23 protein-coding genes are annotated in these 22,620 nt (G+C 65.7%); 14 read left to right on the forward strand and 9 right to left on the reverse strand.

All coding sequences use genetic code 11. The features are described from left to right. Positions 1–12 precede the first annotated feature (12 nt). Positions 13–1,119: a lytic murein transglycosylase B gene (gene mltB, locus CHC02_RS06230; RefSeq protein ID WP_089390630.1), complete on the reverse strand. Its 1,107-nt coding sequence runs from the start codon at positions 1,117–1,119 to the stop codon at positions 13–15. A 378-nt stretch (positions 1,120–1,497) separates the two neighbouring features. Here mltB and cysD point away from each other — a divergent pair, with 378 nt between their 5' ends. From cysD to cysN, 3 genes are read left to right on the forward strand one after another with little or no spacing between them, the layout of a single operon-like run. Beyond that, on the forward strand, positions 1,498–2,415 hold the full coding sequence (gene cysD, locus CHC02_RS06235; RefSeq protein WP_043272357.1) for a sulfate adenylyltransferase subunit CysD: 918 nt from the start codon (positions 1,498–1,500) through the stop codon (positions 2,413–2,415). Between the two features lie 57 nt (positions 2,416–2,472). Beyond that, positions 2,473–2,814 carry a four helix bundle protein gene (locus CHC02_RS06240; RefSeq protein ID WP_089390631.1) on the forward strand — a complete coding sequence of 114 codons (342 nt, stop codon included), beginning with the start codon at positions 2,473–2,475 and terminating at the stop codon, positions 2,812–2,814. A gap of 53 nt (positions 2,815–2,867) precedes the next feature. Then, positions 2,868–4,769, forward strand: a complete 1,902-nt coding sequence (gene cysN / locus CHC02_RS06245) for a sulfate adenylyltransferase subunit CysN (protein ID WP_089390632.1) — start codon at positions 2,868–2,870, stop codon at positions 4,767–4,769. A gap of 400 nt (positions 4,770–5,169) precedes the next feature. On the opposite strand, the gene CHC02_RS06250 is transcribed toward cysN, so the two are convergent. Next, positions 5,170–5,613, reverse strand: coding sequence for a Z-ring associated ZapG family protein (locus CHC02_RS06250; RefSeq protein ID WP_089390633.1), 444 nt, complete (start codon positions 5,611–5,613; stop codon positions 5,170–5,172). Positions 5,614–5,751: 138 nt separating this feature from the next. On the opposite strand from CHC02_RS06250, the gene CHC02_RS06255 reads away from it, so the two are divergent. The 3 genes from CHC02_RS06255 (at position 5,752) to zapE (ending at position 8,976) form a co-directional block, all read left to right on the forward strand. After that, the gene (locus tag CHC02_RS06255; protein ID WP_089390634.1) at positions 5,752–6,396 is read left to right on the forward strand and encodes an alpha/beta hydrolase; all 645 of its coding nucleotides are present in this window, start codon (positions 5,752–5,754) and stop codon (positions 6,394–6,396) included. A 43-nt stretch (positions 6,397–6,439) separates the two neighbouring features. After that, positions 6,440–7,786 (forward strand): tryptophan--tRNA ligase, encoded by a 1,347-nt coding sequence (locus CHC02_RS06260; RefSeq protein ID WP_089390635.1) that lies wholly within the window; start codon positions 6,440–6,442, stop codon positions 7,784–7,786. Between the two features lie 95 nt (positions 7,787–7,881). Further along, positions 7,882–8,976: a cell division protein ZapE gene (gene zapE / locus CHC02_RS06265; protein ID WP_043272363.1), complete on the forward strand. Its 1,095-nt coding sequence runs from the start codon at positions 7,882–7,884 to the stop codon at positions 8,974–8,976. A gap of 89 nt (positions 8,977–9,065) precedes the next feature. Here the strand turns inward: zapE and CHC02_RS06270 are convergent, their stop codons facing one another. Both CHC02_RS06270 and CHC02_RS06275 read right to left on the reverse strand, forming a co-directional pair. Continuing rightward, positions 9,066–10,025: a hypothetical protein gene (locus CHC02_RS06270; protein ID WP_089390636.1), complete on the reverse strand. Its 960-nt coding sequence runs from the start codon at positions 10,023–10,025 to the stop codon at positions 9,066–9,068. Positions 10,026–10,115: 90 nt separating this feature from the next. Beyond that, on the reverse strand, positions 10,116–11,015 hold the full coding sequence (locus tag CHC02_RS06275) for a GlxA family transcriptional regulator (RefSeq protein WP_167364809.1): 900 nt from the start codon (positions 11,013–11,015) through the stop codon (positions 10,116–10,118). Between the two features lie 250 nt (positions 11,016–11,265). Here CHC02_RS06275 and CHC02_RS06280 point away from each other — a divergent pair, with 250 nt between their 5' ends. Then, the gene (locus CHC02_RS06280; RefSeq protein ID WP_089390638.1) at positions 11,266–12,402 is read left to right on the forward strand and encodes an acyl-CoA dehydrogenase family protein; all 1,137 of its coding nucleotides are present in this window, start codon (positions 11,266–11,268) and stop codon (positions 12,400–12,402) included. An 83-nt stretch (positions 12,403–12,485) separates the two neighbouring features. Here CHC02_RS06280 and CHC02_RS06285 read toward each other — a convergent pair whose 3' ends face one another. Further along, positions 12,486–13,523, reverse strand: coding sequence for an NADP(H)-dependent aldo-keto reductase (locus tag CHC02_RS06285; protein ID WP_089390639.1), 1,038 nt, complete (start codon positions 13,521–13,523; stop codon positions 12,486–12,488). A gap of 244 nt (positions 13,524–13,767) precedes the next feature. Between CHC02_RS06285 and rplM the strand changes: the two genes are divergently transcribed. From rplM to CHC02_RS06320, 7 genes are all read left to right on the forward strand, one after another. Then, positions 13,768–14,196 (forward strand): 50S ribosomal protein L13, encoded by a 429-nt coding sequence (rplM, locus tag CHC02_RS06290; protein ID WP_074977748.1) that lies wholly within the window; start codon positions 13,768–13,770, stop codon positions 14,194–14,196. Positions 14,197–14,210: 14 nt separating this feature from the next. Beyond that, a complete protein-coding gene (gene rpsI / locus CHC02_RS06295; protein ID WP_009617885.1) occupies positions 14,211–14,603 on the forward strand; it encodes a 30S ribosomal protein S9 in 393 nt (130 codons plus the stop codon). A 260-nt stretch (positions 14,604–14,863) separates the two neighbouring features. Beyond that, on the forward strand, positions 14,864–15,454 hold the full coding sequence (petA, locus tag CHC02_RS06300) for a ubiquinol-cytochrome c reductase iron-sulfur subunit (RefSeq protein WP_089390640.1): 591 nt from the start codon (positions 14,864–14,866) through the stop codon (positions 15,452–15,454). Next, positions 15,454–16,665, forward strand: a complete 1,212-nt coding sequence (locus CHC02_RS06305; RefSeq protein WP_089390641.1) for a cytochrome b — start codon at positions 15,454–15,456, stop codon at positions 16,663–16,665. Before petA ends, CHC02_RS06305 begins: the two co-directional genes overlap by 1 nt. Beyond that, complete coding sequence (locus tag CHC02_RS06310) at positions 16,665–17,447, forward strand: cytochrome c1 (protein WP_089390642.1); 783 nt, start codon at positions 16,665–16,667, stop codon at positions 17,445–17,447. The genes CHC02_RS06305 and CHC02_RS06310 overlap by 1 nt, the downstream gene beginning before the upstream one ends. Positions 17,448–17,539: 92 nt before the next feature. Then, a complete protein-coding gene (locus CHC02_RS06315) occupies positions 17,540–18,157 on the forward strand; it encodes a glutathione S-transferase N-terminal domain-containing protein (protein ID WP_089390643.1) in 618 nt (205 codons plus the stop codon). Positions 18,158–18,168: 11 nt separating this feature from the next. Next, a complete protein-coding gene (locus CHC02_RS06320; RefSeq protein ID WP_089390705.1) occupies positions 18,169–18,576 on the forward strand; it encodes a ClpXP protease specificity-enhancing factor in 408 nt (135 codons plus the stop codon). A gap of 593 nt (positions 18,577–19,169) precedes the next feature. On the opposite strand, the gene CHC02_RS06325 is transcribed toward CHC02_RS06320, so the two are convergent. The 4 genes from CHC02_RS06325 to CHC02_RS06340 are packed head-to-tail and all read right to left on the reverse strand — an operon-like array spanning position 19,170 to position 22,561. After that, entirely contained in the window at positions 19,170–19,751 is a 582-nt protein-coding gene (locus CHC02_RS06325; RefSeq protein ID WP_089390644.1) for a BON domain-containing protein, read from the reverse strand. Beyond that, positions 19,748–20,341 carry a phosphoheptose isomerase gene (locus CHC02_RS06330; protein WP_009617899.1) on the reverse strand — a complete coding sequence of 198 codons (594 nt, stop codon included), beginning with the start codon at positions 20,339–20,341 and terminating at the stop codon, positions 19,748–19,750. Before CHC02_RS06330 ends, CHC02_RS06325 begins: the two co-directional genes overlap by 4 nt. Positions 20,342–20,369: 28 nt before the next feature. Next, a complete protein-coding gene (locus CHC02_RS06335; protein ID WP_425262402.1) occupies positions 20,370–20,747 on the reverse strand; it encodes a YraN family protein in 378 nt (125 codons plus the stop codon). Beyond that, positions 20,747–22,561, reverse strand: a complete 1,815-nt coding sequence (locus CHC02_RS06340) for a penicillin-binding protein activator (RefSeq protein WP_089390706.1) — start codon at positions 22,559–22,561, stop codon at positions 20,747–20,749. Before CHC02_RS06340 ends, CHC02_RS06335 begins: the two co-directional genes overlap by 1 nt. Positions 22,562–22,620: the final 59 nt, after the last annotated feature.

The raw sequence follows: 22,620 nt of genomic DNA on the forward strand, positions 1-22,620 counted from the left end.
GCGGCGGGGCATTCAGGGCGTCGAGGCGTAGCGGCGCCGGGCCTGGTCCACGGCCGCGCCCAGCTGCCAGACCGCCATCGCGTAGTGGGTGCTGTGGTTGTAGCGGGTGATCACGTAGAAGTTCGGCAGGCCGTACCAGTACTGGTAGTTGCGGCCCATGTCCAGGCGCAGCAGGCTGGCGCTCTGGTGCTTGCCCAGCGGCGCCTGCGGGCGCAGCCCGGCGGCGCTCAGCGTCTGGATCGGATACTGCGTCTTGAAGCCATCCTCGAGCCCGCGCGCCTGGCCGCTGGCCGGCACGGCGATGCTGTCGTGGGTGACCCAGCCGTGCTGCTGGAAATAGTTGGCGACGCTGCCGATGGCGTCCTGCGGGTCCCACAGGTCGACGTGGCCGTCGCCATCGAAGTCCACCGCGTAGCGGGCGAACGAGGTCGGCATGAACTGGCCGTAGCCCATGGCGCCGGCGTAGGAACCGCGCAGGGCCAGCGGGTCGTCGCGCTCCTTGCGCGCCAGCAGGAGGAACTGCTCCAGCTCGCCGGTGAAGAAGTCGGCGCGCCGCGGGTAGTCGAAGGCCAGGGTGGCCAGGGCGTCCATGATCCGCGTCTTGCCCATCACCCGGCCCCAGCGGGTTTCCACGCCGATGATGCCGACGATGATCTCCGGCGGCACGCCGTAGGTCTTCGAGGCGCGCTCGAGCGCGTCTTCGTACTGGTTCCAGAAGGCCACGCCGTTCTGGATGTTGTCCGGGGTGATGAACTTCCTGCGGTAGCGCAGCCAGGCGCCATTGGGGCCGCTCGGCGCCTGGTAGGTCGGCGCCTGGCGGTCCATCAGGCGGATCACCCAGTCCAGGCGCTGGGTGCGGCCCAGCACGTCCTGCAGCTGCTGGCGATCGAAGCCGTGCAGGCTGACCATCCGGTCGACGAAACGCCGCGCGTTCAGGTTGTTGGCGAAGTCGCCGGTCAGCGGGCTGATCGGCTGCACCGGGTTCGCCGGGGTGTACAGGCGCGTCGTGGTGGGCGCGCCACCCTTTTGCGGGGCGGTTGCCGGCGGCGGCGAGGTGGGCTTGCTGCTGCAGGCGGCGATCAGGAGGAACAGGGGCAGGAGCGGGGCGATGCGGCGCATGGGAAATCTGCTGGGGCGTCGGGAATGAGGAATAGGGTAGCTCAGATGGGGGCGCTTACCGGGGCCTACTCTAGCGGAGGGCGGGATGCGCTTCCTCCTGAATCTGTTTCCGGGCCCGGGGCGGGTGGCGGCTTTGTGGGTGAAGGGCTGTTCGTCGGAGAGGCGGGCGCCTGTGGATATCTCGTTTCCCGCGGCGCGCCCCATCCACCCGGCCAAGCCTGGGGCCTTAGTCTCCTGGGCCCTGGCGCGCTCTGACAAGTGGCTATATGGGTATATTCTTTCGGTATAAGTAGGCTCCCGGTTAGAGTCTGGCGTTGTGGTAGAGTGCGCCCTCGTCTACGGCCCGAAGGCCGTCCATAAGCAATTCCGTGAGTAGCCATGGTCGACAAACTGACGCATCTGAAACAGCTGGAGGCGGAAAGCATCCACATCATCCGCGAGGTGGCCGCCGAGTTCGACAACCCGGTGATGCTGTACTCGATCGGCAAGGACAGCGCCGTGATGCTGCATCTGGCGCGCAAGGCCTTCTTTCCCGGCAAGCTGCCGTTCCCGGTGATGCACGTCGACACCCGCTGGAAATTCCAGGAGATGTACCGCTTCCGCGACAAGATGGTCGAGGAGATGGGCCTGGACCTGATCACCCACATCAACCCCGATGGCGTGGCCCAGGACATCAACCCCTTCACCCACGGCAGCGCCAAGCACACCGACATCATGAAGACCGAAGGGCTCAAGCAGGCGCTCGACAAGTACGGCTTCGACGCCGCTTTCGGTGGCGCCCGCCGCGACGAGGAGAAGTCCCGCGCCAAGGAGCGCGTCTACTCCTTCCGTGACAGCAAGCACCGCTGGGACCCGAAGAACCAGCGCCCGGAGCTGTGGAACGTCTACAACGGCAAGGTGAAGAAGGGCGAGTCGATCCGCGTCTTCCCGCTGTCCAACTGGACCGAGCTGGACATCTGGCAATACATCTACCTGGAACAGATCCCGATCGTCCCGCTGTACTTCGCCGCCGAGCGCGAAGTGATCGAGATGAACGGCGCGCTGATCATGATCGACGACGAGCGCATCCTCGAGCACCTCAGCGATGAACAGAAGGCCAGCATCCAGAAGAAGATGGTGCGCTTCCGCACCCTGGGCTGCTACCCGCTGACCGGCGCGGTGGAATCCACCGCCACCACGCTGCCGGAAATCATCCAGGAAATGCTGCTGACGCGCACTTCCGAACGCCAGGGCCGGGTCATCGACCACGACCAGGCAGGTTCGATGGAAGAAAAGAAACGTCAGGGGTATTTCTGACGAAAGGCTGCAAGCTGCAAGCGGCAGGCTGCAAGTAAAAGCAGGAGGCTTTCGAGAGTGGATTTTGAAAGACTCGAGGTTTGGCAGCGTGCCAAGCGCCTGGCGGTAGAGGTGTACAGGGCGATGGAGGGATGTCGCGATCTGGGATTCAAGGACCAGATCACACGATCCGCGCTTTCGATACCGAGCAATATCGCCGAGGGCATGGAGAGGGAAAGCGATCGGGAGAAATGTCGCTTTCTCTGGATTGCCAAAGGTTCCTGCGGTGAGTTGAGGACCCAGGCAATGATTGGCATCGAGATTGGTTATGTCGCCGAGCCGCTTGCAACTGGATGGATTAAAGAAACCCGTGAGCTGTCGCGCATGCTGCATGGGTTGATCAGCAAAATTTCTGACTAGCTGTGAACTGACAGGCTTGCCGCTTGAAGCTTACAGCTTGGAGCTCGAATGAAATGAGTCACCAATCCGATCTGATCAGCGAGGACATCCTCGCCTACCTGGCCCAGCACGAGCGTAAAGAGCTGCTGCGCTTCCTCACCTGCGGCAACGTCGATGATGGCAAGAGCACCCTGATCGGGCGCTTGCTGCACGACTCCAAGATGATCTACGAGGATCACCTGGAGGCCATCACCCGCGATTCGAAGAAAGTCGGCACCACCGGCGACGACGTCGACCTGGCGCTGCTGGTGGACGGCCTGCAGGCCGAGCGCGAGCAGGGCATCACCATCGACGTGGCGTACCGCTACTTCAGCACCGCCAAGCGCAAGTTCATCATCGCCGACACCCCCGGCCACGAGCAGTACACCCGCAACATGGCCACCGGCGCGTCCACCTGCGACCTGGCCATCATCCTGATCGACGCCCGCTACGGCGTGCAGACCCAGACCCGCCGGCACAGCTTCATCGCCTCCCTGCTGGGCATCAAGCACATCGTCGTCGCCATCAACAAGATGGACCTGAAGGACTTCGACCAGGGCGTCTTCGAGCAGATCAAGGCCGACTACCTGCAGTTCGCCGGGAAGATCGAGCTGAAGGCCAGCTCGCTGCACTTCGTTCCCATGTCGGCGCTCAAGGGCGACAACGTGGTCAACAAGTCCGAGCGTTCGCCCTGGTACACCGGCCAGTCGCTGATGGAGATCCTCGAGACCGTCGAGATCGCCGGCGACCGCAACCTGGACGACATGCGCTTCCCGGTGCAGTACGTCAACCGCCCGAACCTGAACTTCCGCGGCTTCGCCGGCACCCTGGCCAGCGGCATCGTGCGCAAGGGCGACGAGGTCGTAGCGCTGCCGTCGGGCAAGGGCAGCAAGGTCAAGTCCATCGTCACCTTCGAAGGCGAGCTGGAACACGCCGGCCCGGGCCAGGCCATCACCCTGACCCTGGAAGACGAGATCGACGTCTCCCGTGGCGACATGCTGGTGCATGCGGACAACCGCCCGCAGGTCACCGACGGCTTCGACGCCATGCTCGTGTGGATGGCCGAGGAGCCCATGCTCCCGGGCAAGAAATACGACATCAAGCGCGCCACCAGCTACGTGCCGGGATCGATCCCGAGCATCACCCACAAGGTGGACGTGAACACCCTGGAAGAGACCGCCGCCAGCGAACTCAAGCTCAACGAGATCGCCCGCGTGAAGGTCAGCCTGGATGCGCCCATCGCCCTCGACGGCTATGCGCAGAACCGCACCACCGGCGCCTTCATCGTCATCGACCGGCTGACCAACGGCACCGTCGGCGCCGGCATGATCATCGCCGCGCCGCCAGCCGGCCAGAGCCATGCCGGCCACCACGGCCAGGGCGCCCACGTGAGCCGCGAGGAGCGCTCCGCGCGCTTCGGCCAGCAGCCGGCCACGGTGCTGTTCAGCGGCCTCTCCGGCGCCGGCAAGAGCACCCTGGCCTACGCCCTGGAACGCAAGCTGTTCGACATGGGCCGGGCGGTCTACGTGCTGGATGGCCAGAACCTGCGCCACGACCTGAACAAGGGCCTGCCCCAGGACCGCGCCGGGCGCACCGAGAACTGGCTGCGCACCGCCCACGTCGCCAGGCAGTTCAACGAGGCCGGGCTGATCAGCCTGTGCGCCTTCGTCGCGCCCAGCGCCGAAGGCCGCGAGCAGGCCAGGGCGCTGATCGGCGACGAGCGCCTGATCACCGTCTACGTCCAGGCATCGCCGCAGGTCTGCCGCGAGCGCGACCCGCAGGGCCTGTACGCGGCCGGCCAGGACAACATCCCCGGCGAGTCCTTCCCCTACGACGTGCCGCTGGATGCCGACCTGGTGATCGACACCCACCACCAGTCGGTGGAAGAGGGCGTCAAGGCGGTCCTCGACCTGCTGCGCCAGCGCGGCGCGATCTGATCGCGACAGCGTTGTGAAAAGCCCCGCCTAGGCGGGGTTTTTTCTTTTTTGTGTAGGCGCGAGCTTGCTCGCGAAGGGGGCTGCCGAGGACTTTAGGTGCCGGGCTTTAGAGCGCCCTCTCCCCAGCCCTCTCCCTGAAGGGAGAGGGGGCCTGTCCGTGCCGAGAGGAGGAATGGTTTCAGTCGGAAACCAACGGTGTTGCCGGCTGACTCCAGAATATCCAAGCACACCGAACGGTCCCCTCTCCCTTCAGGGAGAGGGTTAGGGAGAGGGGCTCTTCGGGGCGAACACCAGGCACCAGCCGATAAACACCCTTCGCGAGCAAGCTCGCTCCTACGAAAGCCTGTTTCCAGACATGAAAAAACCCCGCCATGGCGGGGTTTTTCCGGGCGCTGCGGGCTCAGAGCTTGCGCTTGAGGCCGTAGGTCTCGTCCAGGGTGCCGGGGCCTTCGCCGGTCTTCGGCGCGTAGTCCTTCGGCGCCTCCTGGCTGGCCGGCGGGGTCAGGCGCTCGCGGCGCTCGGGGTAGCTGTCCTCGGCGTGCAGGGCGGCCAGCAGGCGCTGCTTGGTCTGCTCGTCCAGGGCCAGGCGCTCGGCGCTCTCGGACAGGTGTTCCTGGACGTCCTGGTAGCTCTGGGTGAGCTTCTTCACCAGGCTGGCGGTGGTGTTGAAGTGCGTCACCACCTCGCGCTGGTAACTGTCGAAGCGTTCCTGCAGGTCATCGACCTGGCGTTGCATGCGGTTGGGCGCGGCGCCGGGCAGCAGGCGGGCGATCAGGAAGCCGACAGCGGCCCCGACGAGCAGAGCGATGACCGGGACCAACCAGGTGGTGAGGGACTGTTCCACGCGAATCCTTCCTCTATAGACGGCTTTGCTTTACGTTAGCGGCTTGCACCTGCGCTGTATACCACGGGGCGAGGCCTCGGTGTCGGCGCGGTATCGAGCTAGACGAGACGACCCGCCTCGGGGTCACGGAGTTGCTGTTTGTCCACCCGCGAAATCCCCCTGTTCATCGATGGCCCGGACGGCCCCCTGGAAGCCCTGCACCTGGACACGCCCGGCGCCGTCGGCGTGGCGCTGATCTGCCATCCGCACCCGCTGTTCGCCGGCACCATGCAGAACAAGGTGGTCGCCACCCTGCAGCGCATCGCCCGGGATGCCGGCTACGCCACCCTGCGTTTCAACTTCCGTGGCGTCGGCCAGAGCGCCGGCAGCTACGCCGACGGCCGCGGCGAGATCGACGACGCCCTGGCAGCGGCCCATTGGCTCGGGGAGAAACACCCCGGCCTGCCGCTGACGCCGATGGGCTTCTCCTTCGGCGCCTGCGTGGCCGGCAACGCCGCCGCGCGCCTGGAAGGGCAGGGCGTGGCCCTGCGCCACCTGTTCATGCTGGCGCCGCCGGTGGAACGCTTCGCCGTCGAGCTGCCGCGGCAATGCCCCATCACCGTGGTACAGCCCGAAGATGACGAAGTGGTGACCCCGGCCCGCGTCTATGCCTGGAGCGAGTCGCTGAGCCTGCCCCACGAACTGCTGCGCGTGCCCGGCTGCAGCCACTTCTTCCACGGCAAGCTGATCGAGCTCAAGGACCTGCTGCAGCCCCGGCTCGCGCCGGTCGGCGCCGCGGGTTAACATCCAGGCCGCTCATTTTTCCCGCGCTGATTTCTGGTATCCCATGACGACCCGCATCCTCACCGGCATCACCACCACCGGCACCCCGCACCTGGGCAACTACGCTGGCGCCATCCGCCCGGCGATCGTCGCCAGCCGCGACCCGCAGGCCGACTCCTTCTACTTCCTGGCCGACTACCACGCGCTGATCAAGTGCGACGACCCGCTGCGCATCCAGCGCTCGCGCCTGGAGATCGCCGCCACCTGGCTGGCCCTGGGCCTGGATACCGACAAGGCGACCTTCTACCGCCAGTCCGACATTCCCGAGATCCCCGAGCTGACCTGGCTGCTGACCTGCGTCACGGCCAAGGGCCTGCTCAACCGCGCCCACGCCTACAAGGCCTCGGTGGACAAGAACGTCGAGGCCGGGGAGGACCCGGACGCCGGCGTCAGCATGGGCCTGTACAGCTACCCGATCCTGATGGCCGCGGACATCCTGATGTTCAACGCGCACAAGGTGCCGGTCGGCCGCGACCAGATCCAGCACGTGGAAATGGCCCGCGACATCGGCCAGCGCTTCAACCACCTGTTCGGCAACGGCAAGGAACTGTTCACCCTGCCGGAGGTGGTGATCGAGGAAGAAGTGGCGACCCTGCCGGGCCTGGACGGGCGCAAGATGTCCAAGAGCTACGACAACACCATCCCGCTGTTCGGCAGCAGCAAGCAGCTCAAGGACGCCATCGCCCGCATCGTCACCGACTCCCGCGCACCCGGCGAGCCGAAGGACCCGGACAGCTCGCACCTGTTCACCCTCTACCAGGCCTTCGCCACGCCGGCGCAGCTGGCCGAATTCCGCGCCGCGCTGCTCGAGGGCCTGGCCTGGGGCGAGGCCAAGCAGCGCCTCTACGCGCTGCTGGAAGCCGAGCTGGGCGAGGCTCGCGAGCGCTACCACACGCTGATCACCCGCCCGGGCGACCTGGAGGACATCCTCCTGGCCGGCGCCGCCAAGGCCCGCCGCATCGCCACCCCGTTCCTCGGCGAGCTGCGCGAGGCCGTGGGCCTGCGCTCCTTCCGCGAGCAGGTGCAGGTGGCCGGCGAGGGCAAGAAGAAGGCCGCCAGGAGCGCGCGCATCGTCAGCTTCCGCGAGGAAGACGGCAGCTTCCGCTTCCGCCTGCTGGACGCCGCCGGCGAGCAGCTGCTGCTGTCCAGTGCCTTCGCCGACGGCAAGTCCGCCGGTGCGGTGAGCAAGCGCCTGCAGGGCGGCGAGGCGCTGGACCTGCGCGCCGAAGGCAATGCCTTCGCCCTGTGGCTGGATGGCGCGGCCGTGGCGCAAAGCCCCGAGTTCGCCGATGCCGCCAGCCGCGATGCCGCCATCGAGCGCGTGCGCGAGGCACTGGCGCCCCAGGAGTAAGGTTGTGAACGGCCATCCTCGACGGATGGCCGATTGCCAAGAAGCGGGGCCGTCGCTAAAGTGTCGGCCCCGTTTTCGTTGCCTTGCTACCGATCATGACGCCCCTTCAGCGCTACCAGGAAGACCTCAAACGTCCCGATTTCTTCCACGATGCGGCCCAGGCCAATGCCGTGAAGCACCTGCAGCGTCTATATGACGACCTGCTGGCGGCCGACCAGGCCAAGCCCGGGCTGTTCGGCAAGCTGCTCGGCAAGAAGTCCAACGGGCCGGTCAAGGGCCTGTACTTCTGGGGCGGCGTGGGGCGCGGCAAGACCTACCTGGTGGACACCTTCTTCGACGCGCTGCCGTTCAAGCAGAAGATGCGCACGCACTTCCACCGCTTCATGAAGCGCGTGCACGAGGAAATGAAGACACTCAAGGGCGAGAAGAACCCGCTGACCATCATCGGCAAGCGCTTCGCCGACGAGGCCCGGGTGATCTGCTTCGACGAATTCTTCGTCTCCGACATCACCGACGCCATGATCCTCGCGACCCTGCTGGAGGAGCTGTTCAAGAACGGCGTCAGCCTGGTGGCGACCTCCAACATCGTGCCCGACGGCCTGTACCGGGACGGCCTGCAGCGCGCCCGCTTCCTGCCGGCCATCGCCCTGCTCAAGGAGCACACCGAGGTGGTCAACGTCGACAGCGGCGTGGACTACCGCCTGCGCGCCCTGGAGCAGGCCGAGCTGTACCACTGGCCGCTCACCGAGCAGGCCGAGCAGGCCATGGCCCGCGACTTCCGCAAGCTCACCCCGGAATGCGCCGCGGCCACCCGCGACGACGTGCTGATGATCGAGAACCGCGAGATCCGCGCGCGCCTGACCTGCGACGACGTGGCCTGGTTCGAGTACCGCGAGCTGTGCGACGGCCCGCGCAGCCAGAACGACTACATCGAGCTGGCGAAGATCTTCCACGCGGTGCTGATCTCCAACGTCGAGCAGATGAACGTGGCCAAGGACGACATGGCCCGCCGCTTCATCAACCTGGTGGACGAGTTCTACGACCGCAACGTCAAGCTGATCATCTCCGCCGAGGTCGAACTGAAGGACCTGTACACCGGCGGCCGCCTGGAGTTCGAGTTCCAGCGCACCTTGAGCCGCCTGCTGGAGATGCAGTCCCACGAGTTCCTCAGCCGGCCGCACCGGCCTTGAGGGGGCGATGAGAAAGGGCTGACAGTGGCAGCCCTTTTTCGTTTCTGGCTCTTCGTAGGAGCGAGCAAGCTCGCTCCTACGAAAAGCATTCAGCGCTGCGCGGTCTGCGCCTCGGCCTTCTGCAGCAACTGCTTGGCGTGCGCCACTTCCAGGGCCTCCATGGCGTTGATCGGCTTGACCGCCACCGCTTTCCTCAACTGCTCCAGCGCTTTGTCCTGTTCGTCATCGCCATACACGTAGCCCAGCGCGTTGGCGTACTCGTAGTGGCCGATGGGCAGGTCGTCGCTGGCGCGGAAGGAGCGGGCGAAGTAGCTCTCCATCTTGTCCGCGCTGACGCCGTAGGTCATGCGCCCGACCAGCTTGCCGACCTTGCGGATCACGCCGGCCTCGTAGCCGCCGTACAGCGCCAGGGCGAAGGGCTGGTTGGGCTGCTTGGCGAGAATGGCGTCCAGCTCCCTGGGAATGTCGCTGGTGTAGCCGCGCTTGAGCACCACCGGCACCGGCAGTTCCTCCGCCAGCCGCGCCTTGGCGTAGGCGCGGCCGAACTGGGCGATGGGGTCGGCGTTGAGCAGCGGGCCGGCCTGGTCGGTGTAGCTGATCACTTCCTCCAGCAACTGCTGCTTGTCCGCCGCCGGGGCCAGGAACATCGCGTAGAGCACCTGGGCGAACATCGCCGGCACCTGGCCGCCGACACCCAGGGCCAGACCGTCCTGCCGGGCCTGGGCGAAGTCGCCGCGGAACACCTTGCGCCATACGTCCTGCAGCTTCTCGGCGTAGGCCTGGGCTTCTTCGGGCTTGCCGCTGAAGCCGCTGCCGGCGGCGACGGTCCTGGCCACCGCGTCGGGGTGGGCGGCGGCCATCTTCGTCACCCAGGCGGCGTCGGGGAAGGGGTAGCCGCCGAAGCCGCGGGTCAGCCGCGGCCAGGCGCTGCGCAGCTTGTCGCCGGCGTAGTCGAAGGCGCTCTGGTCGTAGGGGAAGGGCTTCCAGTCGCCCGCGGCGAAGGCGGGCAGGCAGAAGCTGGCGAGCAGGACGAGCAATAGGCGGCGCATGGCGGTATCCCGTGTTCTTGTTCTGGAAGGGCAGCCCCGATCATAGGCAGCTGCCCCGGTGCACGGGACCTATCCTACGGCTGGCGTGTTTCAGGCCTCTTTCCGCCGGTACTGGTTGCGGTAGTGGTTGGGTGACAGCTTGGTGTGCTGGCGGAACAGCCGGGCGAAGAAGCTGGCGTCGTCGTAGCCCACCTCGTAGCTGATGGTCTTGATGCTCTTGCGCGAGGTCGACAGCAGGCTGCGCGCCGTCTCGATGCGCAGGCGCTGCAGGTAGTGCAGCGGCTTGTCGCCGGTGGCGGCCTGGAAGCGGCGCATGAAGTTGCGGATGCTCATGCCGTGCTCGCGGGCCACGTCCTCGAAGCGGAACTTGTCCGCGTAGTGGTCCTCCAGCCATTGCTGGACCTGCAGGATGGCCGGGTCGTGGTGCAGCTTCTGGCCGCCGAAGCCCAGGCGCCCGGGGGTATAGCTGCGCTGCACCTCGAAGAGGATGTCGCGGGAGACGCCCTGGGCCACGTTGGCGCCGCAGAAGCGCTCGATCAGGTACAGGTAGAGGTCGCGGGCGGAGGTCACGCCGCTGGCGGCATAGAGGTTGTCGGCGTCGGTGATGTGCTTCTCGCGGTTGAGCAGCACCTTGGGGTAGCGTGCGGCGAAGTCGTCGAAGAAGCGCCAGTAGGTGGTCGCCTCCTTGCCATCCAGCAGGCCGGCCTCGGCCAGCCAGAACACCCCGGTGGCCTCGCTGCCGATGGCGCAGCCGGCGGCGTGGCGTTCGCGCAGCCAGGGCACCACCTGTGGATAACGCGCCAGCAACTGGTCGAAGTCGCCCCAGAAGGCCGGCAGTATCACCAGGTCGGATTCGTCGAGGGCGCCGTCCACCGCCAGCAGGTCGCCGCTGAACGCGCGCACCGGCTGGCCGTCGGGGCTGACGATGCGGCTGCGCAGCAGCGGCGTGAGGCCCAGGCCTTCCTGCCTGCCGAAGCGCAGGCTGGCCATGTGCAGAAAGTCCCGCGCCTGCATGAGCGTGGAGGCGAAGACACCGTCGGTCGCAAGAATGCTGACCCTTTTCAGGGAAGATACGGATTGTTCGGACATCGTTCTTATCATTGTTGTTAAGGGCCGCATTCGACGCTTAACCGGTCAAATGGCGGCTGGATCGTCTTATTTTTTGGCGCAAGTGTCCAGTAGGCGCCGCTCGGCGGGCTGCCCTACATTCGGCCCTCCAGCGAGGCGCCAGGAGGCGAGCATGATCCCCAGAACCCTGTTCAGTTCCGACCATGAGCTTTTCCGCGACAGCGTGCGCAAGTTCCTCGAGCAGGAAGCCGTGCCTTTCCACCACCAGTGGGAGAAGGACGGCCACATCGACCGCGCCCTGTGGAACAAGGCGGGGGAGGCGGGGATGCTCTGTTCGCACATCCCCGAGGCCTACGGCGGCATGGCCGCGGACTTCCTCTACAGCGCGGTGGTGATCGAGGAGATCGGCCGCTTCGGCCTGACCGGCATCGGCTTCTCCCTGCACTCGGACATAGTCGCGCCCTACATCCTGCATTACGGCAGCGAGGCGCAGAAGCTGCACTACCTGCCGAAGCTGGTTTCCGGCGAGATGGTCGGCGCCATCGCCATGACCGAGCCGGGCGCCGGTTCCGACCTGCAGGGGGTGAAGACCACCGCGGTGCTGGATGGCGACGAATACGTCATCAACGGCTCCAAGACCTTCATCACCAACGGCTTCCTCGCCGACCTGGTGATAGTGGTGGCCAAGACCGACCCCAAGGCCGGCGCCAAGGGCACCAGCCTGTTCCTGGTCGAGGCCGGCACCCCGGGCTTCGAGAAGGGCAAGCGCCTGGAGAAGGTCGGCATGAAGGCCCAGGACACCTCCGAGCTGTTCTTCCAGGACGTGCGCGTGCCCAGGGAGGCCCTGCTCGGCCAGCCGGGGCAGGGCTTCGTCTACCTGATGCAGGAGCTGCCCCAGGAGCGCCTGACCGTGGCCCTGGGCGCCCTGGCCTCGGCCGAGGCGGCGCTGAAGTGGACACTCGACTACACCCGCGAGCGCAAGGCCTTCGGCAAGGCCGTGGCGGACTTCCAGAACACCCGCTTCAAGCTGGCCGAGATGGCCACCGAGATCCAGGTCGGGCGCACCTTCGTCGACCGCTGCCTGGAGCTGCACCTGGAAGGCAAGCTCGACGTGCCCACCGCGGCCATGGCCAAGTACTGGACCACCGACCTGCAGTGCAAGGTGCTCGACGAGTGCGTGCAACTGCACGGCGGCTACGGCTACATGTGGGAATACCCGGTGGCCCGCGCCTGGGCAGACGCGCGGGTGCAGCGCATCTACGCGGGGACCAACGAGATCATGAAGGAAATTATCGCAAGGGCGCTGTGAGCGGCTACAGGCCACAGGCGGCAGGCTGCAGGCGAAGAGCGCGCTCTTGCCTGTAGCCTGTGGCCTGCCGCCTGCCGCCGCTTTCAGGGCGCCGGGTTGGGCTGGTCCTTGTGGATCGCCTCGATGCTGGCCAGCACCTCTTCCGCAAGCTGCAGGTGGAGGCTGCCCAGGTTGCTTTCCAGCTGCTCCAGCGAGGTCGCGCCGATGATGTTGCTGGTCACGAACGGCTGGCGGGTGACGAAGGCCAGGGCCATCTGCGCCGGGTCCAGGCCGTGCTCGCGGGCCAGGGCCACGTAGCGGGCGCAGGCGCGCTCGCTCTGCGGGTTGGTGTAGCGGGTGAAGCGGCTGAACAGGGTGATGCGGGCGTTGGCCGGGCGCGCGCCGTTGTCGTACTTGCCCGAGAGCATGCCGAAGGCCAGCGGCGAGTAGGCCAGCAGGCCGCAGCGCTCGCGGATGGCGATTTCCGCCAGGCCCACCTCGAAGCTGCGGTTGAGCAGGTTGTAGGGGTTCTGGATCGACACCGCCCTTGGCCAGCCGCGCTGCTCGGCCAGCTGCAGGAAGCGCATGGTGCCCCAGGGCGTCTCGTTGGACAGGCCGACGTGGCGGATCTTGCCGGCGCGCACCTGCTCGTCGAGCACTTCCAGGGTTTCCTCCAGCGGGGTGAAGTCCTGGGCCTTGTGCTGGTAGCCGAGCTGGCCGAAGAAATTGGTGCTGCGCTCGGGCCAGTGCAACTGGTAGAGGTCGATCCAGTCGGTCTGCAGGCGCTTCAGGCTGGCGTCCAGCGCGGCCACGATGTTCTTGCGGTCATGCCTGAGCTGGCCGTCGCGGATGTGGCTGATGCCGTTGCCGGGGCCGGCCACCTTGCTGGCCAGGATCCAGTCGGCGCGGTCGCCGCGCTGGCGGAACCAGTTGCCGATGATCTGCTCGGTGCGCGAGTAGGTTTCGGCGCGCGGCGGCACCGGGTACATCTCGGCGGTGTCGATGAAATTGACGCCGGCGGCCTTGGCCAGGTCGATCTGGGCGAAGGCCTGGGCTTCGCTGTTCTGCTCCCCCCAGGTCATGGTGCCGAGGCACAGGGCGCTGACTTTCAGTCCGGTGCGGCCGAGCGGGCGGTACTCCATGCGCTTCTCCTAGTGAAATCGAGTGTCGACGAGGTTGTAAATTCTGCCGGAATCTGCATAATTCGGCAGCCTTTCATCGGTGGGGGATGCCTAGCCTGCCGATTGATACATCTAGTCGTTACGGACGCACACTGACCCGAGCCCCAAATCGTGTCTGTTTCTGGCTGTCCTTGACTTGTCAAGGCAACCACTGTCCAGTAAGATTCGCCGTCTTATTTTCAGGCGGCCCCTGAGGCTATAACGAATGAAAACTTTCACCGCGAAACCAGAAACTGTTAAGCGCGACTGGTTCGTCGTCGACGCTGCTGGCCTGACCCTGGGTCGTCTGGCTACCGAAATCGCTACCCGCCTGCGCGGCAAGCACAAGCCGGAATACACCCCGCACGTTGACACCGGCGACTACATCGTCGTGATCAACGCCGAACAGGTTCGTGTCACCGGCGCCAAAGCCACCGACAAGATGTACTACCATCACTCGGGCTTCCCGGGCGGTATCAAGTCGATCAACTTCGAGAAGCTGATTGCCAAGGCTCCCGAGCGCGTCATCGAGATCGCGGTCAAAGGCATGCTGCCGAAGAACCCGCTGGGTCGCGACATGTACCGCAAGCTGAAAGTGTACAAGGGTGCCAGCCACCCGCACACCGCTCAGCAGCCTCAAGAACTGAAGATTTAACGGGATAGCTCATCATGTCGGCGACTCAAAATTACGGCACTGGCCGTCGTAAGACCGCTACCGCACGCGTCTTCCTGCGTCCGGGTACCGGCAATATCTCCATCAACAACCGCAGCCTGGACGTGTTCTTCGGCCGCGAAACCGCTCGCATGGTCGTACGTCAGCCGCTCGAGCTGACCGAGAACACCGAGAAGTTCGACATCTACGTCACCGTCGTCGGTGGTGGTGTCAGCGGCCAGGCCGGTGCGATCCGTCACGGTATCACCCGCGCCCTGATCGAATACGACGAAACCCTGCGCAGCGCCCTGCGCAAAGCCGGCTACGTCACCCGCGACGCCCGCGAGGTTGAGCGTAAGAAAGTCGGTCTGCGCAAAGCGCGTAAGCGTCCGCAGTACTCCAAGCGTTAATACGGCGCTTCGAAAAAACGCCCAGCTCCAACAGGACTGGGCGTTTTTTTATGCCTAGGATTAAGGTGGCCGGCAATTTATGCGGCAAGGTGTCGCATGCCTGAGAGCCGCGTGGCACAAGGGCTCCAGCTTCCTGCTCAAGGGTAATTACCTTGTCAGGTAGAGGGCTTTTCTTTACCATTTGGCGAATTTTTCTGCGGCACAACTTTTACTCTAAGGCCCGAGAAGATAACGGGCTAAAGCTGATGGGAGACGACTGAATGAGTAATGACGGCGTGAATGCAGGCCGGCGTCGCTTCCTCGTCGCGGCCACTTCGGTGGTCGGCGCCGCGGGAGCTGTCGGTGCTGCGGTCCCGTTCGTGGGGTCATGGTTCCCCAGTGCCAAGGCCAAGGCGGCCGGCGCGCCGGTGAAGGTGAACGTCGGCAAGATCGAGCCAGGGCAGCAGGTCATCGCTGAATGGCGCGGCAAGCCGGTGTTCCTGGTTCACCGAACCAAGGAGATGCTCGACGCCCTGCCGACCCTCGAGGGCCTGCTGGCCGACCCGGAATCCAAGGCCTCCGACCAGCCGACCTACGTCGATCCCAAGCTGCGCTCCATCAAGCCGGAACTCGCCGTCATCGTTGGTATCTGCACCCACCTGGGCTGCTCGCCGACCTTCCGCCCGGAAGTCGCTCCCGCCGACCTCGGCCCGGACTGGAAGGGTGGCTACTTCTGCCCCTGCCACGGCTCCCACTACGATCTGGCCGGTCGCGTCTACAAGGGCCAGCCCGCGCCCCTGAACCTGCCGATTCCGCCCTATAGCCTCGATGGTGACGTGCTGACCATCGGTGTGGACCAGGAGAAAGCCTGATGAACAAGTTCATGGCTTGGGTCGATGCCCGCTTCCCCGCGACCAAGATGTGGGAAGACCATCTGAGCAAGTATTACGCCCCGAAGAACTTCAACTTCTGGTACTTCTTCGGTTCCCTGGCGCTGCTGGTGCTGGTCAACCAGATCCTCACCGGTATCTGGCTGACCATGAGCTTCACGCCGTCGTCGGAAGAAGCCTTCGCCTCCGTGGAATACATCATGCGCGATGTGGACTACGGCTGGATCATCCGCTACATGCACTCCACCGGCGCCTCGGCGTTCTTCGTGGTGGTCTACCTGCACATGTTCCGCGGCCTGCTCTACGGCTCCTACCAGAAGCCGCGCGAGCTGGTGTGGCTGTTCGGCATGCTGATCTACCTCGCCCTGATGGCCGAGGCCTTCATGGGCTACCTGCTGCCCTGGGGCCAGATGTCCTACTGGGGCGCCCAGGTGATCATCTCGCTGTTCGGCGCCATCCCGGTGGTGGGCGAGGCGCTGGCGCAGTGGATCCGCGGTGACTTCCTGATCTCCGGCATCACCCTGAACCGCTTCTTCGCCCTGCACGTGATCGCCCTGCCGATCGTCCTGCTCGGCCTGGTCGTGCTGCACATCCTGGCGCTGCACGAAGTCGGCTCGAACAACCCCGACGGCGTCGACATCAAGAAGAAGAAGGACGAGAACGGCATCCCGCTGGACGGTATCCCGTTCCACCCGTACTACACCGTCAAGGACATCCTCGGCGTGGTGGTCTTCCTGTTCGTGTTCTGCACCGTGATCTTCTTCTTCCCGGAAATGGGCGGGTTCTTCCTCGAGAAGCCCAACTTCGAGATGGCGAACCAGTTCAAGACCCCCGAGCACATCGCCCCGGTGTGGTACTTCACCCCGTTCTACGCGATCCTGCGCGCCGTTCCGGACAAGCTGATGGGCGTCATCGCCATGGGCGCCGCCATCGCCGTGCTGTTCGTGCTGCCGTGGCTCGACCGTAGCCCGGTGCGCTCGATCCGCTACAAGGGCTGGCTGAGCAAGATCTGGCTGGTGATCTTCGCGGTGTCCTTCGTGATCCTCGGCTACTACGGCTCCCAGGCCCCGTCGCCGCTGGGCACCACGCTGTCGCGTCTGTGCACCATCCTGTATTTCGCGTTCTTCATCCTGATGCCGTTCTACACCCGGATGGAGAAAACCAAACCGGTTCCGGAAAGGGTGACTGGCTGATGAAAAAGCAATTCGCAGCATTGATTCTGGCCCTGGTGCCCCTCTTCGGCTTCGCCGCCGAAGGCCACGGACCGGCCCTCGATCACGTCGACATCGACCTGACCGACAAAGCAGCCATGCAGGATGGCGCGCGTACCTTCGCCAACTACTGCATGGGTTGCCACAGCGCCAAGTTCCAGCGTTACGAGCGCGTTGGCCGTGACCTCGGGATTCCCGAGGAGCTGATGCTGAGCCACCTGGTGTTCACCGGGGCGAAGATCGGCGACCACATGGACATCGGCATGAAGCCGGCCGACGCCAAGGTCTGGTTCGGCGCCGCGCCGCCGGACCTGACCCTGGTGGCCCGCGTGCGTGGCACCGATTGGCTGTACACCTACCTGCGCTCCTTCTACGAGGATCCCAAGCGTCCGTGGGGGGTGAACAACAAGGTGTTCCCGAACGTCGGCATGCCCAACGTGCTGGGTAGCGTGCAAGGCCGCCAGGTTATCGGTTGCAAGCAGGTCCAGGTCGTGGAAAATGGCAAGAAGCAGTTCGATCCGCTGACCGGTACGCCGCTGACCCACGAGGCCTGCGACCAGCTCACCGTGGTGCCGAAGACCGGCCAGCTGACCGAAGCGCAGTTCGACGAGAAGGTGAAGAACCTGGTGACCTTCCTGGCTTACTCGGCTGACCCGAACAAGCTGGATTCCCACCGCATCGGCACCTACGTCCTGCTGTACCTGGCCTTCTTCTTCGTGTTCGCCTACCTGCTCAAGCGCGAATACTGGAAGGACGTGCACTAAGCACAGCCAGCTCCAAGCGTTGAAGCGCGCGCGCCCCTCGGGGCGCGCGCGTCTTTTTACCTCCCTGAAATGCTGTTGCGAGGAGGCCCGGCATGGCCGCAGTCAATAAACTCACCTGTTACTCCGACCCTGCCGATCACTACTGCCACCGCGTGCGTCTGGTCCTGGCGGAAAAGAACGTCCAGGCCGACATCGTCGAGGTCCAGGCCGGGCGCTGCCCGCCGAAGCTGGCCGAGGTCAACCCCTACGCCAGCGTGCCGACCCTGGTCGACCGCGACCTCGTGCTCTACGAGTCGACGGTGATCATGGAGTACCTGGAAGAGCGCTACCCGCACCCGCCGCTGATGCCGGTGTACCCGGTGGCGCGCGCCAACACCCGCCTGCTGGTGCACCGCATCCAGCGCGACTGGTGCGCCCTGGTCGACCGCATCCTCGACGATCGTCAGAAGGATGGCGATCGCGCCTTGGCGCGCAAGGAGTTGCGTGAGAGTCTAACGGGTGTGTCGCCGCTGTTCGCCGAGAAGCCTTTCTTCCTCAGCGAGGAGTTGAGCCTGGTCGACTGCTGCCTGCTGCCGATCCTCTGGCGCCTGCCCCAACTCGGCATCGAGCTGCCGCGGCAGGCCAAGCCGTTGCTCGACTACATGGAGCGGCAGTTCGCCCGTGACAGCTTCCAGGCTAGTCTGTCCTCTATAGAACGTGATATGCGCTAAGGATACCGATGATGAATTCCAGTCGACCCTACCTCGTACGAGCCCTTTATGAGTGGATCGTCGACAACGGCTGTACACCGCATATCCTGGTGAACGCCGAGTACCCGGGGGTCAAGGTGCCGCCGGGCTATGCCAGCGACGGCCAGATCGTCCTCAACGTGTCGCCCACGGCGGTGCGCCACCTGCTGATGGACAACGAGGCGGTGAGCTTCGAAGGGCGCTTCGGCGGCGTGGCGCAGAGCCTGTACATCCCGTCCCAGGCGGTGATGGCGGTCTATGCGCGGGAGAACGGCCAGGGCATGGTCTTCGACCTGGAGCCGCCGGTGCCGGCGGACGACGAGGAACTGCAGGACGACGGCGGCCCCAGCGACGAGCCGCCAAAGCCCAGCGGGCGGCCCAGCCTGAAGGTGGTCAAGTAAGAAAAAAGGCGATCCTCGGATCGCCTTTTTCATGCCCGCGCGGTTGTGATGGTTCGCCGGCGGGCAGGTGGGCCCGTAGGAGCCTGCTTTGCAGGGCGCGCCGAGGTGGGTATCGCTTCGCCCAACCCATTCTGTGGTGGATAGCGCCTACGGCGTTATCCGCCGAATCGTGGACAGAGCCTGCTCCGGAAGCACGAGCGTAGGAGCGGACTCCGTCCGCGATTGGATTCACCGGCCGCGCCGGGCGTCCCGGTACAGTTTTGGCCAGCGGCGGATAACCGCGAACGGTTATGCGCCCTGCGTTCCTACGAAGAGCCGCCGCGGCGCCAAGAAAAAGCCCCGCTTGGCGGTAATGCTGTTCACTTAAGCGTTTAACGCTTGGCGGGCTACTCCAGAAACCCGCTGCCAGTCATCTGGCAGCGGGTTGTTTGTATGTTTTTCAGCCACTCCGAGAGGGCTCGACACCAGAATCGACCCACAGAGGCTAGAAAACAGACCAAGAAAAACGCCGCGACTCCCATGGGAGTCGCGGCGTTTTTCTTAAGTGAACAGCATTACCGCTTGGCGGGGCTTTTTCAACTGGCTGAAGTCGCTCAGTCGATGTACTCGAACAGCCGCACGATCTTCTGCACGCCATTGACGTTCTGCACCACCTGGGTGGCCAGGTCGCCTTCGCGGCGGGTCACCAGGCCCAGCATGTAGACGATGCCGTTCTCGGTGACGACCTTGATGCGCGAGGACGGCACGTTGGCGTCGGTCAGCATCTGCGTCTTGATCTTGGTGGTCAGCCAGGTGTCGTTGTTGCGCGCCAGCAGCGAGGAGGGCTGGATGACCTGCAACTCGTTGTGCACGGTCTTGACCTTCTGCACGCCGCGGGCGGCCTGCTCGGCCTTGTTCTTCAGGTCGGCGCGCGGCGTCTGGCCGGCCAGCAGGACCACGCCGTTGTAGCTGATGACGACGATGTGCGAGTTGCGGTCCAGGTCCGGATCGGCCTTGGCGACGTTGACCGCGACCTTGGTCTCGATCAGCGAGTCGTCGATGGTGCTGCCGATGGTGCGGGTGCCGCGGTTGTCGTCGATGGGCTCCTCGCGGGTGGCGCTGAGGAAGCTGCTGCAGCCGCCCATGACCAGGGTCAGGGCAAGGAGGCCGGCGAGGGTCAGCGGACTACGACTCATTCTTCACTCCCGAACAGTTGACGATCGATGAGGTCGCACAGGCAGTGGATCACCAGCAGGTGCACTTCCTGGATGCGTGCGGTCACCTTGGCCGGCACGCGGATCTCGACATCCTCCGGCAGCAGCAGCGAGGCCATGCCGCCGCCGTCGCGGCCGGTCAGGGCCACCACCACCATCTCGCGGTCGTGGGCGGCCTGGATGGCCTGGATGACGTTGGCCGAGTTACCGCTGGTGGAAATCGCCAGGAGCACGTCGCCGGGCTGGCCGAGGGCGCGGATCTGCTTGGAGAACACCTCGTTGTAGCTGTAGTCGTTGGCGATCGAGGTGATGGTCGAGCTGTCGGTGGTCAGGGCCACGGCGGGCAGGCTCGGGCGCTCGCGCTCGAAGCGGTTGAGCAGTTCCGAGGAGAAATGCTGGGCGTCGCCCGCCGAGCCGCCGTTGCCGCAACTGAGGATCTTGCCTTCGTTGAGCAGGGCATTGACCATCACCATGCTGGCCTGTTCGATATGCGGAATCAGCACTTCCGTGGCCTGCTGCTTGGTCTCGATGCTGGCATGGAAGAGCTGGCGGATACGGGATTGCATGTCCATCAGGTGTGACCTTTCGTCGAGCGTCTGATCAGGTGTCAAAGGCGTTGGTGATCCAGTTCAGTTGAGCGGGTGGGGTCCCCGCGGAGGGCTGCACCGCCACTACGTCGAACCGGCAGGGGTGCCGGGACCAGCGGGCTTCCTGTTGCAGAAAATGTTCGGCGGCGGCGACCAGCCGCTGGCGCTTGTGCGCATCCACGCTTTCCAGGGCGCCACCCCAGGCCTGGTGCCGGCGGCAGCGAACTTCGACGAATACTACTGTATCGCCGTCCAGCATGACCAGATCGAACTCGCCGCGGCGGCACCGCCAGTTCTGCGCCAGCAGGCGCAGGCCCTGGCCTTGCAGGTGCTCGCGGGCGAGCTGCTCGGCGCGGCGGCCGAGTTCGGCGGAGCCGCCGCGCCCGCCGATCAAAGGCCGCCGTTCTCCAGTGCCTGCGCCTGGCCATTGCGGAACTCCGCCCAGGGCAGCTGGCGCTGGATGCGCTGGTTGGGCGCCAGGCTCAGGTTGCCGGTGAAGCCGTCGAGCTGCATGCCCGGCAGGGCCTTCAGCTCCGGCAGGCGCGGGGCCAGGCGGTAGGCGTCGGCGCCCATGGCGTAGAGGCGGCCGAGGCTGGTGGCGGCCTGCGGCCACTGGGCCACGACCTGCTGGCGCAGCGGGTTGCCGGTCTGCAGCAGCCAGGGCGTCTCGCAGAAGCGGATGCCGTTGAGGTCCTGGTCCTGCGCCGGGTTGCTCTGGCCGGTGTAGAGGTTGGAGGTGGCGTAGACCGGCAGGTCGCCGGCGTACTGGAAGGCCAGAGTCGGCTTGATCTGGCGCGCCTGCTGCGGGGTCGAGGCGAGGAAGATGAAGTCGATGTCCTGGCGGCGCGAGGGCTGGGTGTCGACGTTGCTGTCGAGCACGCCCTGCAGGCGCTTGGCGCGGCCTTCGCTCTGGCGCAGCTGGAGCAGGTCGGCGATCTGCTGGGCCAGCTCCACCGGCTGGTCGACGTGCTCGGCGGCGATCAGGGTGCCGCCGCGGGCCTGCCAGTCACGGCTGAAGGCCGCCAGCACGCGGTCGCCCCAGTCGCCGCGCGGCACCAGCGCCACGGCGCGGCGCATGCCGTCGTCCCAGGCCTTGCGGGCCACTTCGCGGGCCTCGTCCTCGGCCGACAGGCCGAACTGGAACAACTGGGCCGGGCCGGCCTGGGCGCTGTCGGTGTAGTTCAGGGCCAGGGTGGTGATGGGCAGTTGCGGACGATCGCCGAGCTGCTTGACCAGCGGCTTCTCCAGCGGGCCGACCACCAGTTGCACGCCGTCGGCCTGGGCCTGGCGGTAGAAGTCGTCCAGCGAGCGCACCTGGCTGCTGTCGTAGAGCTGGATGGCCGGCTGCTGGCTGCCGCCCTGCTGGGCCTGGTAGTAGGCGGCCATGAAGCCGTCCTGCAGGGCGCGGGCGACGCCGGCCAACTGGCCCTGCTGGGGCAGCAGCAGGCCGATCTTGTTCAGCGGCTGGGCGGCCAGCGACTTGAGCTTCTCCAGGGCGTCCGGCAGTTGCTTGGCCGCCGGGTGCTGCGGGTTCTGCTGGCGCCAGGTGTCGATGTTGGCCTGCTGCTCCTGCAGGGTCGAGGCGCTCTTCACCACGCGGGCCAGGTCCAGCCAGCCGTTCAGGTCGCCTTCGTTGGCCACCGGTTGCAACTGCTCCACCGGCAGGCTGGAGACCAGGCCCCAGATGGCCTCGTGGTTGGCCTTGCTGGCCTCGGCGTTGAGCAGCGGGTCGACGAACACGCGCTCGCGGGCGGCGGCCAGTGTCTGGCCATCGGCGGCCAGGGCCTGGGCCTTGACCAGGCCGCTGCGCGCCTGCTGTTCCACCGGCAATTCGCCCAGGTGGGCGAAGCTGGGATGGTCGAAGGCCTTGAGGGCGGCCTTGGGCTTGTTGCGGGCCAGGGAAATCTGCGCATCCAGGGTGCTGGCGAAGATCTGCTGCGCCGGCTTGAGGCTGTCCATCGGGAGCTGCTGGAGTATCTGCGCGGCGCGGGCGATGTCCTTCTGCTGGTAGGCAAGGTCGGCGGCCGACAGCTTGAGCAGCACGGCTTCCTCGGGCTTGGCGGTGGCGGCCTGCTGCAGCAGTTGCTCGATGCTGGCGTTCGGGGTGCGCGGCAACTCGCCGAGGTTGGAGGAGGGCGAACTGGCGCAGGCGGCCAGCAGGGTGGCCAGGCACAGGGCGGAAAGCGGACGCAGTCGAGCGATCATCATCGGGCTTCTCGTGGCGCATTCAAAGAGTCGGCAATTGTACCCAAGGCGGCAGGCCG

The organism is Pseudomonas delhiensis, assembly GCF_900187975.1.
Taxonomy (GTDB): Bacteria; Pseudomonadota; Gammaproteobacteria; order Pseudomonadales; family Pseudomonadaceae; genus Pseudomonas; species Pseudomonas delhiensis.